This window comes from Citrobacter sp. Cf125, assembly GCF_030333935.1.
In the GTDB taxonomy this organism is placed as follows: Bacteria; Pseudomonadota; Gammaproteobacteria; order Enterobacterales; family Enterobacteriaceae; genus Citrobacter; species Citrobacter freundii.
In genome coordinates this window covers 333793-346732 of record NZ_JAOWEY010000023.1, presented here as the reverse complement: position 1 = coordinate 346732, position 12940 = coordinate 333793, and the positions used below count along the sequence as shown (strand labels likewise).

Sequence of the window (12940 nt, the reverse complement as noted above, 5' to 3'; positions counted from 1 at the left end):
GGATTGTTCATGCTGAAAAGATGCCTGTGGCTTAGCGCATTAATCGCTGGCTGGTTGATGATTACCGCGTGCAGCAGCGCGCACAATACAACGCCTCGCTATGTTCCTCCTGGGGAGAGAACACCGCTGACGGCGGATCATCAGTGGCCGAAAAATAGTTTCCTGGTACTGGGCTATCACGATGTTGAAGATGGTGCTGCCGACCAGCGTTACCTCTCTGTGCGTACCAGCGCGTTGAGCGACCAAATGGCCTGGCTGCGTGATAATGGCTATCAGCCGATCAGCGTGCAGCAAATTCTGGATGCCCATGACGGTAAAATTGTACTGCCGGAAAAAGCGGTATTACTCACCTTTGACGACGGGTATAGCAGTTTTTATACCCGCGTCTGGCCATTGCTGAAAGCCTACAACTGGCCTGCGCTCTGGGCGCCAGTAGGCAGTTGGGTTGATGCGCCAGCCAACAAAAAAGTCGATTTTGGCGGCTTAATGACAGCGCGAGATAAATTCGCCACCTGGAAAATGGTCGAAGAAATGGGGAAATCGCCGTTGGTGGAAGTCGGTGCGCACACCTGGAACTCGCACTTTGGCGCTGAGGCCAATCCGCAGGGGAGTAAAGAGCCAGCTGTAGCGAACCGCCTGTATGATAAGAAAACCGGCACTTACGAAACGGACGAACAGTACACGCGACGTATAAACACGGATATTTCTCTGATCACTAACAAGATCAAATCGGTGACAGGGAAATCGCCGCGCGCGTGGGTATGGCCGTACGGCGCAGCCAACGGCACGACGTTAAACCTGGCCAAAGAGCATGGCTATAAGATGGCCTTTACGCTTAATGAAGGGTTGGCGAATGCCGCGTTTCTCGATGATATTCCGCGCGTGCTGATCTCTGATAACCCATCCCTTAAGCGCTTTGCCAGTCAGGTCGCTCAGGTCCGTGAGCCACAGACGATGCGCGTGATGCATGTCGATCTGGATTACGTATATGACAAGGACCCTGCTCAGCAGAAGCGAAATATCGATAAGCTGATCCAGCGCGTTTATGACATGCGTATTTCTCATGTCTTCCTGCAGGCGTACGCCGATCCGCAAGGCGACGGGAATATTCGTGAGGTCTATTTCCCCAACCGCTGGCTGCCGATGCGTGCCGATCTCTTTAACTATATCTCCTGGCAACTACAAACGCGGGCAGGGGTGACTGTATATGCCTGGATGCCGGTTCTGGCTTTCGATCTCGACGCGTCTATTCCACGCGTAACCGCATGGGATCCGAAAACGGGACGTACTGCTATCAATCACGAGAACTATGTCCGCCTTTCACCCTGGAGCAGCGAAGCGCGTCAGCACATCACTGAAATCTATGAAGACCTGGCGAAACACGCCAGCTTCAAAGGTATTTTGTTTCATGACGATGCTTTCCTGACGGACTTTGAAGATGCGTCACCGGATGCGTTAGCCGCCTACCGTGCCGCAGGGCTTCCGGGCAGTATCGAGCAAATACGTAATAATCCTCAGGCGTTCGAGCGCTGGACGCGCCTGAAAAGTAAGATGCTGATCGACTTCACCAAACAGCTGACCCAGTCTGTGCGTAATATTCGCGGTCCACAGGTGCAAACTGCGCGCAATATTTACGCCATGCCGGTACTGGAGCCTGAAAGTGAAGCCTGGTTTGCACAAAACCTGAATGATTTCCTCAATACCTATGACTGGACGGCGCCGATGGCGATGCCATTCATGGAACAGATCCCGGCCAATGATGCCAACGCATGGCTTGACCGACTGGTGAATGCCGTTGCACAAAACCCTGGGGCGCTGGATAAAACCGTGTTTGAACTGCAGGCACGAGACTGGCGTAAATCCGGGGATCAGGCTGAAATCAGCGGAAAACAAATAGCCGAATGGATGCGCCAGCTGAAATTAAGCGGTGCAGGTAACTACGGCTATTACCCGGATGATTTCATCAGCGACAAACCTGAGATGTCAGAGATTCGCTCGACGTTCTCCTCATACTGGTATCCGCAAAAATGACCGATCGCATTATTGCTTTCCTGATACTTTGCCTGATGTTCAGCCTGCCGTTTGGCGTGGCTGTCATCTTTACAGGTGAAGTGATGTTGAACTTCGTCTTCTTCTGGCCTTTGTTCATGTCTGCTTTGTGGATAAGCGGCGGAGTCTATTTCTGGTTTTACCGTGAACGTCACTGGAAATGGGGAGATGACACGCCACCACCGACCCTGCCGGGGAATCCACTGGTTTCCATTCTGATCCCCTGTTTTAACGAAGGGATCAACGCGCGTGAAACCATTGAGGCCGCACTGGCACAGCGATATAAGAATATCGAAGTGATTGCCATCAACGATGGTTCAACGGATGACACTCACGACGTGCTGGAACAACTGGCAGTGGAATACCCCAGCCTGCGGGTGATTCATCTGGCTGAAAACCAGGGCAAAGCGCTGGCGCTCAAGACCGGTGCGGCCGCGGCGCGCAGCGATTACCTGGTGTGCATTGATGGCGATGCGTTACTGGATCGTGATGCCGTTGCCTATATTGTGGCTCCGCTGATCCAGTTCCCGCGTGTTGGCGCAGTGACGGGGAACCCGCGTATTCGAACCCGCTCTACGTTAATCGGTCGTGTGCAGGTCGGTGAGTTCTCTTCCATTATCGGTTTAATTAAGCGTACTCAGCGAGTCTATGGGCAGATCTTTACCGTTTCAGGCGTAGTTGCGGCGTTTCGTCGTCGCGCGCTGGCCGAGGTCGGTTACTGGAGCCCGGACATGATCACTGAAGATATCGATATCAGTTGGAAGCTGCAATTGCGCCACTGGTCGGTATTCTTTGAGCCGCGCGCACTGTGTTGGATCCTGATGCCAGAAACGTTAAAAGGGTTGTGGAAGCAGCGTTTGCGCTGGGCGCAGGGTGGTGCAGAGGTGTTTATCGTTAACATGCGTCGTCTGTGGTCGTGGGAGTTCCGTCGCATGTGGCCGCTGTTTCTTGAGTTTTGTTTTTCTACCGCCTGGTCGTTTGCCTATGCGATCAGTATCGTGCTGTTCCTGTTAGGGCTGATGATCCCGATGCCGGACTCGCTGTATGTGCAGCATCTGTTCCCGCCAGCCTTCACCGGACTTATCCTCGGCGTGGTGTGCTTGCTGCAGTTTGCGGTGAGCCTGATGATTGAACGACGTTATGAAAAAGGCATTGGCGCCTCGTTGTTCTGGATTATCTGGTTCCCGGTGGTGTACTGGATGCTAAGCCTGTTCACCACGCTGGTCGCGTTCCCGAAAGTGATGCTCAAACGCAAACGCGGCAGAGCGCGTTGGGTGAGTCCTGACCGTGGAATTGGGAGGATCGAATCGTGAATCAGCCACTGATCTTTACGGAGCGGCGTCTGCTGCCTCGCATTATCGATGTGTTGTTGACGCTCATCGCCTGGGTTGGTTTCTTATACCTGATCTATAAAGGATTGATCACGGCCCTGGCGCATTCACCGTATATGGGGGTGCGACCCTTTTTCACCACGCTGGATACGGTCACGTTTTATATCCTTGTCGCCCTGGTCAACGGCCTGGTGCTGATTGGCTGGGCTAAGTACAACCAGTTTCGTTTTCGGGTGGAACGCCGCAGTCGCAGACCCGGGCTGGAAGACCATGAGCTGGCAGAAAGTTTGCGTATTACCCGGGAGCTGGTTACGGAACTGAACAAGGCGAGGGTGCTGACGGTCCACCATCATGAGAATGGCGAAATCAGTCATATCGATGTGGATAGGGATATTGCCGATAACCGCCTCCCGCCGCCAACGCCTGCGATGCTGGAGTATTTGCCACCAGAGCAGCAGCCGTTGTTGCAGAAAAGGCCCGAGTGATATTTCTGCTTTCAGCAGCTTCCTTCAGCCTCGCATAGGTCTATGATTAGACCCAGACAATAAAAAAATGTGAGGCAATGTCGTGGATAAGGAACTACTGGATGCAGGTTACCGGGCCTATACCGGCGAGAAGATTGACGTCTATTTCAACACGGCGATATGTCAGCATTCGGGCAATTGCGTGCGGGGAAGCGCGAAACTGTTTAACCTGAAACGTAAACCGTGGATCATTCCGGATGAAGTGGATGTCGAGACGGTCATCAAGGTCATCGATACCTGTCCGAGCGGTGCGCTGAAATATCGCCAGAAATGAGTGAGGGGACCATGGAAATTCTTGCAGGCCACAACAAGTTTTATGTCAATGATGCTGAGGGCAACCAGGTTGCCGAGATAGTATTTGTGCCGACGGGCGAGCATCTGAGCATCATTGAACATACCGATGTCGACCCCAGCCTGAAAGGTCAGGGCGTCGGCAAACAGCTGGTGGCGAAAGTGGTAGAGAAGATGCGCGCTGAAAACCGCAAAGTTATTCCGCTGTGCCCGTTTGCCAAACATGAATTTGATAAAACCCGCGAGTACGACGATATCCGCGCCTGATCATCTTATGTGTACCGGAAGGTATAACAGCCATCCGGTTCATCACTCCCGATGCAGCAGATCCTGATAAATCCCCGTCAGTATCCCTTGTGGCCCAAACTCTTTTTTAATCCACTGAGTTACACGACCGGTTGCCGAATGCTGGGTGGCCAACAGCATTCGTGAATCCTGACGCGGGTTGTGGATCTGCCGCGTCACCAGCAACGACTTTTCCATCGCCTCGCGCACCATGTAGTCCGGCAGAAAACCGATGCCTTCACCCAGGATCTGGCACTGGCACTTGGTATTAAAATCGGGAACCAGAATCGACTCCTGTCCGTGTAACAGCCAGCCGACCTTCTTGTTGATGGTGTGTGCGGTGTCTTCCACCATGATGTTCGGGTACAGGCGTAACTGGCTCTCAGAAATGGGTTCCGGCATAAAGGCGAGGGGATGATCCGGGGCAATCGCAAACGACCAACGGATCGCGCCGATCTCGGTGTAATCAATTCCGCCGCCATCCAGTAACGTATCGGGCGCGCCAATGGCGATATTAGCCAGGTTGTTGATGATCGAATCCCAGACGCCGTTATACACCTCGGTGGTGACGGTTATCTGGCAGGTTGGAAACTGTTTCTTGAGTACCTGCAGCAGCCGCGCTGTATGTTGAGGGGTATACAACAGCTGGTTAATGCAGATGCGTACCCGGGCTTCAATGCCCTGAGCGATGGTATCAATGCTGCGCTTGATGGCGTGGAAATCGTTGAGCAGGTCGGTCGCCTTGCGAAACAGGTAGCGCCCGGACTCGGTCAGTTCAATGCTGCGAGTACTGCGGGTAAACAGCACCACGTCGAGACCCATTTCCATGCGCTTAATGGTGTAACTAATTGCAGATGTGGTTAAGCCAAGCTCTTCAGCCGCCTTGCTAAAGCTGCTGTAGCGGGCTGCCATCGTAAACGCCAGCAGGTTTTCCTCGGTAAATATTGAATTCATCTTTCTCCCCTCCGGCGACAATGCGCATCCGCAACACGATGATTGTTGAATGTATTTGTAATCCTTATACAGAGCAATCAGTTTTGAACAAAATTTAACACTAGTTTTACATTTGATTTGAAGGCAATCACACTTCTGTATTTTAATTGCAGGCCGCTATCCGTGCAGCATACCGCCTGATTCACCGGACTACTGATTAGTGGCTAAAAGGGCCCCAGCCATAAGGGAAAGATTGCACTACAGCACGTTTTGTTCTCATTGTTAAAATTGATTCAATAATCGATGCGCTTACGATGAATGAAATTTAAGCGGATGTTATTCTCTGCACTCTGTTGCTATTCTCAGGTTATCGGATATTTAAAAAGTCTAAAAAACTGCAGGAGAGCGATTATGTCAGAGAAAGAACTCATTACTGAATTTCTGCTGGCGGCAGAACAGGGCAATGCCGATGGATTAAAATCCTGTCTGGCAAAAAATGTGGATATTAATGCCACTAACCGCCAGGGGCGTACTGCCATTATTATTGCCAGCCTGAATAAACATTATGACTGTGTTTCTTTATTGATTGCTGAGGGTGCCGATATTAATAAACAAGATCAAACTTGTTTTAACCCCTTCCTGATTAGCTGCCTGACGAATGATTTAACGCTGTTGCGTACGGTATTACCGGCTAACCCTGACCTTAATTGTCTGAGCCGTTTTGGCGGTGTCGGTATTACGCCAGCCAGCGAAAAAGGCCATGTCGAGATCGTGCGTGAGCTGCTGCTGCGTACCGATATCAATGTCAACCATACTAATTTTGTTGGCTGGACGCCGCTCCTGGAAGCCATCGTACTTAATGACGGTGGCGCGAAGCAGCAGGAGATCGTTAAGCTGCTGCTCGACCATGGCGCAAATCCGCACATGACGGATAAATACGGTAAAACCCCGCTGGAACTGGCGCGAGAGAAAGGGTACCACGAAATTGCCGAGCTGCTGATTGCGGCCGGAGCCTGACACAGGAGCGCCATTATCGCTACGCCATCACGGCGATGCGTACGGGCGCTAACCGCAGACAGCGCGTTTCTCACTTTCCGGGGAACGGGGCGGGTTGAACAGGTTTTTTCCCACGCGGTAAACCTGTTGATACCTGAACAGCAGCGGTTGCTGACGTTACTGAGTGAAGATTGTGATAACGCACCTAACAGCTGTCGGCTGGCGCTGACGCATTGTGAAGACCTGTTTCATCCCGGTGAGCTGGTCAATTTTAGCGGGTCGGGAATAGTTGTTGGCAATGATAAATGGATAGAAACCGCCGGTTGCCTGCTGTGGCGAATACCACGGTGGACATCTGATGCAGCAAGTCTTGCCGCAGTCGGCTGGCAGCATTGGGATGAGGTTATCCGCCAACAGCTAAGAAGCGACGACACATTATTTCTGTATCAGGGTGACAATCCGTTTTTTCAGGAAATCACCCGTCAATTACACAACCGCCGACAAACATTACTGACGGCGTTGCGTACAGGAGAAAATATCTCTACAGCGGTCAGCCATTTAATTGGTCTGGGGATTGGTCTGACGCCCTCATCGGATGATTATTTAGTGGGCCTAAGCACTATTCTATTTATTCCCGGGCATCCGCTGAGGAAATATCGTGAAGATTTTTTAGCAGCTTTACAATGTGCCGGAAATAATACGACGCTACTCAGCAAAATAACATTAGAGGAAGCTTTTCATCAGCGTTATCGGGAAAGCATTGGACGGCTGCTCAACCATATTATTACTGAGCAACAACCCGTTTCTACACAATATATTACTGACATTAAAAATATTGGCTCAAGTTCTGGCTGCGACATGCTGTATGGCATGGCGGATGCCTGCGCCCTGAGCCACAGGTCTGGAGGGAATTATGTCGATCAGGATAGTTGTTAAAAAGAACACGTATTTTGATTCTGTCTCACTGATGTCTATCTCCACGCGCGCAAATAAGCTCGATGGTGTTGAGCAGGCGTTCGTGGCTATGGCGACAGAAATGAATAAGGGCGTGCTGAAGAATCTCGGCCTGCTCACGCCTGAGCTGGAAGAGGCGAAGAGTGGCGATCTGATGATTGTCATTAAAGGCGCGAGCGACGAAGCAAACGCGCAAACGCTGGTGGCGATTGACGATCTGTTTACGCATAAAGAGCAGGGTGGCCAGCACGAAGCGCGCTATGCCACGCTCGCCAGCGCGAAGAAGCACGTTCCCGACAGCAACCTGGCGGTGATCTCGGTCAATGGCCTGTTTGCCGCGCGTGAAGCGCGTCAGGCGCTGCAAAATAACCTCAACGTGATGTTGTTCTCTGACAACGTCTCTCTTGAAGACGAGCTGACGCTTAAGCAACTGGCGCACGAAAAAGGACTGTTGATGATGGGGCCAGACTGCGGAACCGCCATCATTAACGGCGCGGCGCTGTGTTTTGGCAACGCAGTGCGTCGCGGCAACATCGGAATTATTGGTGCGTCCGGTACCGGTAGCCAGGAGCTGAGCGTACGCATTCACGAGTTTGGCGGCGGAATTTCTCAACTGATTGGCACCGGTGGACGCGATCTGAGTGAGAAGATTGGCGGCCTGATGATGCTTGACGCGATTGGCATGCTGGAGGCCGATCCGCAAACTGAGATCATCGCGCTTATCTCCAAACCTCCTGCGCCAGCGGTGGCGCGCAAGGTGCTGGAACGTGCGCGCGCCTGTCATAAGCCCGTGGTGGTGTGTTTCCTCGGACGTGAAGCCGCGCCTGCGGATGAAAAAGGCCTACAGTTTGCCCGCGGTACTAAAGAGGCGGCGTTGAAAGCGGTACTGCTGACCGGCGTGAAAAAAGAGAGCCTGGATCTGCATCCGCTCAACTGGCCGCTGATTGAAGAGGTTCGCGCCCGTCTGACCCCGCAACAAAAGTACATCCGTGGCTTGTTCTGCGGTGGCACGTTGTGCGATGAGGCGATGTTTGCTGCCATGGAAAAACATGCCGAAGTTTACAGCAACATTCATCCGGATCCGGCGTTCCGCCTGCAAGATCTCAACCGCAGCGTGGCGCATACCTTCCTCGATTTCGGTGATGACGATTTTACCAACGGTAAACCGCACCCGATGATCGATCCCACCAACCGCATTAGTCGTCTGTTGCAGGAAGCGCGCGATCCTGAAGTCGGCGTGATCGTGATGGACTTCGTCCTTGGTTTTGGATCGCATGAAGATCCGGTTGGCGTGATGCTCGACGCGATCGTTGAAGCCAAAGCGATCGCCGCCTCAGACGGTCGTCCGCTTGAGATTCTCGGCTATGTGCTGGGAACCGATCTTGATACGCCGTCGCTGGAAAAACAATGTCAGATGCTGACTGATGCGGGCGTTATCTGGGCGAGCAGTAGCACCAACACCGGATTGCTGGCGCGTGAATTTATCTGTAAAGGGGAGGAAGCCTGATGAGCCAGACACTGTTTAACCAGCCGCTGAATGTGATTAATGTCGGTATCGCGATGTTCAGCGATGACCTGAAAAAGCAGAACGTTCCCGTGACCCAGCTCGACTGGACGCCGCCGGGCCAGGGCAACATGCAGGTGGTTGCTGCACTGGACGAGATTGCCGATTCGCCGCTGGCAGACAAAATCGCTGCCGCTAACCAGCAGGCGCTGGAACGTATTATTCAGTCGCATCCGGTGCTGATTGGCTATGACCAGGCAATCAATGTCGTGCCGGGGATGACCCGCAACACCATCCTGCACGCCGGGCCGCCAATCCGCTGGGAAAAAATGTGCGGTGCAATGAAGGGCGCGGTAACCGGGGCGCTGGTGTTTGAAGGACTGGCGAAAGATCTGGATGAAGCTGCCGAACTGGCCGCCTCGGGTGAAATTATCTTCTCACCATGTCACGAGCATGACTGCGTTGGCTCGATGGCGGGTGTGACGTCAGCGTCGATGTTTATGCACATCGTTGAGAACAAAACCTACGGCAACCGCGCATATACCAATATGAGCGAGCAGATGGCGAAGATCCTGCGTATGGGCGCGAACGATCAGAGCGTTATTGATCGTCTGAACTGGATGCGTGATGTGCTGGGACCGATGCTGCGCGACGCCATGAAGCTGGCGGGAGAAATAGACTTGCGCCTGATGCTGGCGCAGGCGCTGCACATGGGCGATGAGTGTCATAACCGCAATAACGCCGGGACGGCGCTGCTGATTCAGGCGCTGACGCCGTGGATTATTCAGACCGGCTATCCGGTTGAGCAGCAGCGTGAGGTGTTCGAGTTCGTCCTCAGCAGCGATTACTTCTCCGGACCGACCTGGATGGCGATGTGTAAAGCCGCAATGGACGCCGCCCACGGCATTGAATACAGCACCGTGGTGACGACGATGGCGCGAAACGGTGTTGAGTTCGGTTTGCGCATCAGCGGCTTACCGGGTCAGTGGTTTACCGGTCCGGCGCAGCAGGTGATTGGCCCGATGTTTGCGGGCTACAAGCCGGAAGATTCCGGACGTGATATTGGCGATAGCGCGATCACCGAAACCTACGGCATTGGCGGTTTCGCCATGGCGACGGCGCCGGCCATCGTGGCACTGGTGGGTGGTACGGTCGAAGAGGCCGTTGATTTCTCTCGCCAGATGCGTGAAATCACTCTCGGCGAAAACCCCAACGTCACCATTCCGCTGCTGGGTTTTATGGGCGTACCGACTGCTATCGATATTACGCGCGTGGGCAGCACCGGCATTCTGCCGGTGATTAACACCGCCATTGCGCACAAAGACGCGGGGATCGGCATGATCGGCGCCGGAATAGTCCACCCGCCGTTCGCCTGTTTTGAAAAGGCGATCCTCAACTGGCGCGACCGCTACTGCCAATAACAACAATCGGGGCTAACGCGGTTAGCCCCACAGTAGCGAAGCGAAAAACGTTGCTTACCTGCAGGGCTGGGCGATCTCCGCGATCGCAAACGATGCTTAACCTGTTAAGGATATTCCATGAACAGCATAAAACTAGAATGGAAACGTGGTGACTGGGCAGCTTACTTTGGGCTGATGACCAACAACCTGACTAACCTGCTGACAATGATGGGGCTGCTCATTTTTGTTGTCGGGATCCCTACCGAAATTGTCTATGGTCGCATTGCGCCTGCCTTTGGTCTGGCGGTGCTGGTGGCCAGCGTCTGCTACGCCTGGTTTGGCCTGCAGATGGCAAAACACACCGGGCGTAAAGATGTGACGGCGCTGCCGTCCGGACCGAGCGCACCGTCAATCTTTACCGTAACCTTCCTGGTACTGATGCCGGTTTATCAGCAAACCAAAGATGCCAACTTTGCTATCCAGATAGCCCTGGTGTGGTGCTTTGTCGAAGCGTTGATCCTGGTCGGCGGCTCCTTTCTGGGCGAGACCATCCGCAAGATGATTCCACGTACGGTACTGCTTTCTTGTCTGTCCGGCCTGGGACTGTTGCTGCTGGCGATGAACCCGATGCTGCAGGCATTCGAAGCGCCAACCGTCTCCTTCATCGTCCTGTTGCTGATCTTCATTAACTGGTTCGGTAAGAAGCCGATTTTTGCCCGCATTCCTACCGGCTTGCTGCTGCTGATTGCCGGTACGGCCCTGGCGTGGATCTCCGGTTTACAAAGCCCGGAAGCCATTAAAGCGTCGATGTCTTCCTTTGGCTTCAACCCGCCGGAAATTCATGTCGACAGCTTCCTGCAAGGTTTGCCGCATGCACTGCCGTATCTGGCTTCTGCGGTTCCTCTGGGTCTGGCGAACTACATTTTCGACCTTGAGAACATTGAAAGTGCGCACGCGGCGGGGGATGAGTACAACACCCGCAAGGTGATGATGGCGAACGGCTTTGCCTCCATGCTTGGCTGCATGCTGGGCAACCCGTTCCCGGTGACCGTGTATGTTGGGCATGCGGGCTGGAAAGCGATGGGCGCCAGCATCGGCTATACCCTCGCTTCAGGCATCACCATGTTCCTGGTACCGCTGTTTGGCCTGGGCGCGTTTATGCTCGCCATTATTCCGATGACTGCGATAGTGCCGATTCTGGTGTTTATCGGTGTGGTGACCGCCAACCAGGTGGTGCGAGAAACGCCCAAAGTCGAGGTTCCTGTCATCTTCATCTGCCTGTTCCCGTGGATCGCTAACTGGGCATTGACCATCGTTAACAGCGTGATGGGCGCCGCCGGAACATCCGCGGGGAAACTGGGTAGCGACTTACTGCACAGCAAAGGTGTCTATTACGACGGACTGGTGCATCTGGGAAGCGGTGCGCCGCTGGCCAGCATGCTGTGGGGCTGCGTCGCTATCTTCGCCATTATGAATAAGCCGCTGCGCGGGGCGATTGCCGCAGCCTTTGGGGCACTGTTATCGCTGTTTGGCGTGATCCACTCCCCGGCAGTTGGCTTTGCTGAGGGCAGCTCGATGATGTTTGTTGTGGCCTACCTGATGATGAGCGGCATGTTTGTCCTCAAGCATGTTCTGGATAGCCGTGAAGCGGTGACTGCGCCTGAGCAGGAACCGACGAAAACGACCTGAATCGCCTGTAAGCGGAAGATAACACTATGAAAGAACTTGTGGTCGTTGCCATTGGCGGCAACAGCATTATCAAAGATAACGCCAGCCAGTCGATTGAGCACCAGGCTGAAGCGGTGAAGGCGGTGGCGGATACGGTGCTGGAGATGTTGGCATCGGACTACAACATTGTGCTGACACACGGTAACGGGCCGCAGGTGGGGCTGGATCTCCGACGTGCGGAAATCGCGCACGAGCGTGAAGGGTTGCCGCTTACCCCGCTGGCAAACTGCGTCGCAGATACGCAGGGGGGCATCGGCTATTTGATCCAACAGGCGCTGAACAACCGTCTGGCACGACGCGGCGAGCAGAAGGCGGTCACGGTGGTCACGCAGGTGGAGGTCGACAAAAACGATCCCGGTTTTGCTAACCCGGCCAAGCCTATCGGGGCGTTCTTTAGTGCAGCGCAGCGCGATGAGTTGCTGCGGGTCAATCCAGGCTGGCGCTTTGTTGAGGATTCGGGGCGTGGCTACCGCCGGGTTGTGGCTTCCCCTGAACCAAAACGTATTGTTGAAGCAGAGGCGATCAAAACGCTGACCCAGCAGGGGTTTGTAGTGATTGGTGCGGGTGGTGGTGGCATCCCGGTGGTGCGTAGCGATCAGGGGGATTACCAGAGCGTGGATGCAGTGATTGATAAAGATCTCTCCACGGCGTTGCTGGCACAGGAGATCCGTGCCGACATTCTGGTGATCACCACCGGCGTCGAGCAGGTCTGTATTCATTTTGGCAAACCTAACCAGCAGACGCTGGATACGGTGGATGTCGCCACGATGACCCGTTACATGCAGGAGGGACATTTCCCGCCGGGCAGCATGTTACCCAAGATTGTTGCCAGCCTGGCGTTTCTGGAGCATGGCGGTAAACGAGTGATCATCACCACGCCGGAATGCCTGCCCGCCGCACTGCGCGGCGAAACGGGCACCCATATTGTCCATTCCTGAGAGGAGA

12 protein-coding genes are annotated in these 12940 nt (G+C 53.9%); 11 read left to right on the top strand and 1 reads right to left on the bottom strand.

The window, feature by feature from the left end:
* Window positions 1-9 precede the first annotated feature (9 nt).
* From pgaB to OGV89_RS12030, 5 genes are all read left to right on the top strand, one after another.
* Window positions 10-2031 carry a poly-beta-1,6-N-acetyl-D-glucosamine N-deacetylase PgaB gene (gene pgaB / locus OGV89_RS12050; protein WP_200002707.1) on the top strand — a complete coding sequence of 674 codons (2022 nt, stop codon included), beginning with the start codon at window positions 10-12 and terminating at the stop codon, window positions 2029-2031.
* Window positions 2028-3362, top strand: coding sequence for a poly-beta-1,6-N-acetyl-D-glucosamine synthase (gene pgaC, locus OGV89_RS12045; protein ID WP_003033859.1), 1335 nt, complete (start codon window positions 2028-2030; stop codon window positions 3360-3362). Before pgaB ends, pgaC begins: the two co-directional genes overlap by 4 nt.
* Window positions 3359-3865: a poly-beta-1,6-N-acetyl-D-glucosamine biosynthesis protein PgaD gene (gene pgaD, locus OGV89_RS12040; RefSeq protein ID WP_003840995.1), complete on the top strand. Its 507-nt coding sequence runs from the start codon at window positions 3359-3361 to the stop codon at window positions 3863-3865. Before pgaC ends, pgaD begins: the two co-directional genes overlap by 4 nt.
* Before the next feature lie 82 nt (window positions 3866-3947).
* Entirely contained in the window at window positions 3948-4178 is a 231-nt protein-coding gene (gene yjdI, locus OGV89_RS12035) for a 4Fe-4S mono-cluster protein YjdI (protein ID WP_003033864.1), read from the top strand.
* Between the two features lie 11 nt (window positions 4179-4189).
* Window positions 4190-4462: a GNAT family N-acetyltransferase gene (locus OGV89_RS12030; protein ID WP_003033869.1), complete on the top strand. Its 273-nt coding sequence runs from the start codon at window positions 4190-4192 to the stop codon at window positions 4460-4462.
* A 42-nt stretch (window positions 4463-4504) separates the two neighbouring features.
* Here OGV89_RS12030 and OGV89_RS12025 read toward each other — a convergent pair whose 3' ends face one another.
* Window positions 4505-5434 carry a LysR substrate-binding domain-containing protein gene (locus OGV89_RS12025; protein ID WP_003033874.1) on the bottom strand — a complete coding sequence of 310 codons (930 nt, stop codon included), beginning with the start codon at window positions 5432-5434 and terminating at the stop codon, window positions 4505-4507.
* Between the two features lie 390 nt (window positions 5435-5824).
* Between OGV89_RS12025 and OGV89_RS12020 the strand changes: the two genes are divergently transcribed.
* The 6 genes from OGV89_RS12020 (at window position 5825) to OGV89_RS11995 (ending at window position 12933) form a co-directional block, all read left to right on the top strand.
* Complete coding sequence (locus OGV89_RS12020; protein ID WP_003033877.1) at window positions 5825-6430, top strand: ankyrin repeat domain-containing protein; 606 nt, start codon at window positions 5825-5827, stop codon at window positions 6428-6430.
* Between the two features lie 15 nt (window positions 6431-6445).
* A complete protein-coding gene (locus OGV89_RS12015) occupies window positions 6446-7345 on the top strand; it encodes an oxamate carbamoyltransferase subunit AllH family protein (RefSeq protein WP_075206715.1) in 900 nt (299 codons plus the stop codon).
* On the top strand, window positions 7323-8870 hold the full coding sequence (gene fdrA / locus OGV89_RS12010; protein WP_174501246.1) for an acyl-CoA synthetase FdrA: 1548 nt from the start codon (window positions 7323-7325) through the stop codon (window positions 8868-8870). Before OGV89_RS12015 ends, fdrA begins: the two co-directional genes overlap by 23 nt.
* The gene (locus OGV89_RS12005) at window positions 8870-10288 is read left to right on the top strand and encodes a YlbE family protein (RefSeq protein WP_003033887.1); all 1419 of its coding nucleotides are present in this window, start codon (window positions 8870-8872) and stop codon (window positions 10286-10288) included. The genes fdrA and OGV89_RS12005 overlap by 1 nt, the downstream gene beginning before the upstream one ends.
* Before the next feature lie 117 nt (window positions 10289-10405).
* On the top strand, window positions 10406-11956 hold the full coding sequence (locus OGV89_RS12000; protein ID WP_003840986.1) for a hypothetical protein: 1551 nt from the start codon (window positions 10406-10408) through the stop codon (window positions 11954-11956).
* 26 nt (window positions 11957-11982) lie between these two features.
* Window positions 11983-12933 carry a carbamate kinase family protein gene (locus OGV89_RS11995; protein ID WP_286558684.1) on the top strand — a complete coding sequence of 317 codons (951 nt, stop codon included), beginning with the start codon at window positions 11983-11985 and terminating at the stop codon, window positions 12931-12933.
* Window positions 12934-12940: the final 7 nt, after the last annotated feature.

Excerpts from the sequence above, each read along its gene's own strand:
- pgaB (WP_200002707.1), top strand. The coding sequence starts at position 10 with ATGCTGAAAAGATGCCTGTGGCTTAGCGCATTAATCGCTGGCTGGTTG.
- pgaC (WP_003033859.1), top strand. The coding sequence starts at position 2,028 with ATGACCGATCGCATTATTGCTTTCCTGATACTTTGCCTGATGTTCAGC.
- OGV89_RS12030 (WP_003033869.1), top strand. The coding sequence starts at position 4,190 with ATGGAAATTCTTGCAGGCCACAACAAGTTTTATGTCAATGATGCTGAG.
- OGV89_RS12025 (WP_003033874.1), bottom strand. The coding sequence starts at position 5,434 with ATGAATTCAATATTTACCGAGGAAAACCTGCTGGCGTTTACGATGGCA.
- OGV89_RS12020 (WP_003033877.1), top strand. The coding sequence starts at position 5,825 with ATGTCAGAGAAAGAACTCATTACTGAATTTCTGCTGGCGGCAGAACAG.
- fdrA (WP_174501246.1), top strand. The coding sequence starts at position 7,323 with ATGTCGATCAGGATAGTTGTTAAAAAGAACACGTATTTTGATTCTGTC.
- OGV89_RS12005 (WP_003033887.1), top strand. The coding sequence starts at position 8,870 with ATGAGCCAGACACTGTTTAACCAGCCGCTGAATGTGATTAATGTCGGT.
- OGV89_RS12000 (WP_003840986.1), top strand. The coding sequence starts at position 10,406 with ATGAACAGCATAAAACTAGAATGGAAACGTGGTGACTGGGCAGCTTAC.
- OGV89_RS11995 (WP_286558684.1), top strand. The coding sequence starts at position 11,983 with ATGAAAGAACTTGTGGTCGTTGCCATTGGCGGCAACAGCATTATCAAA.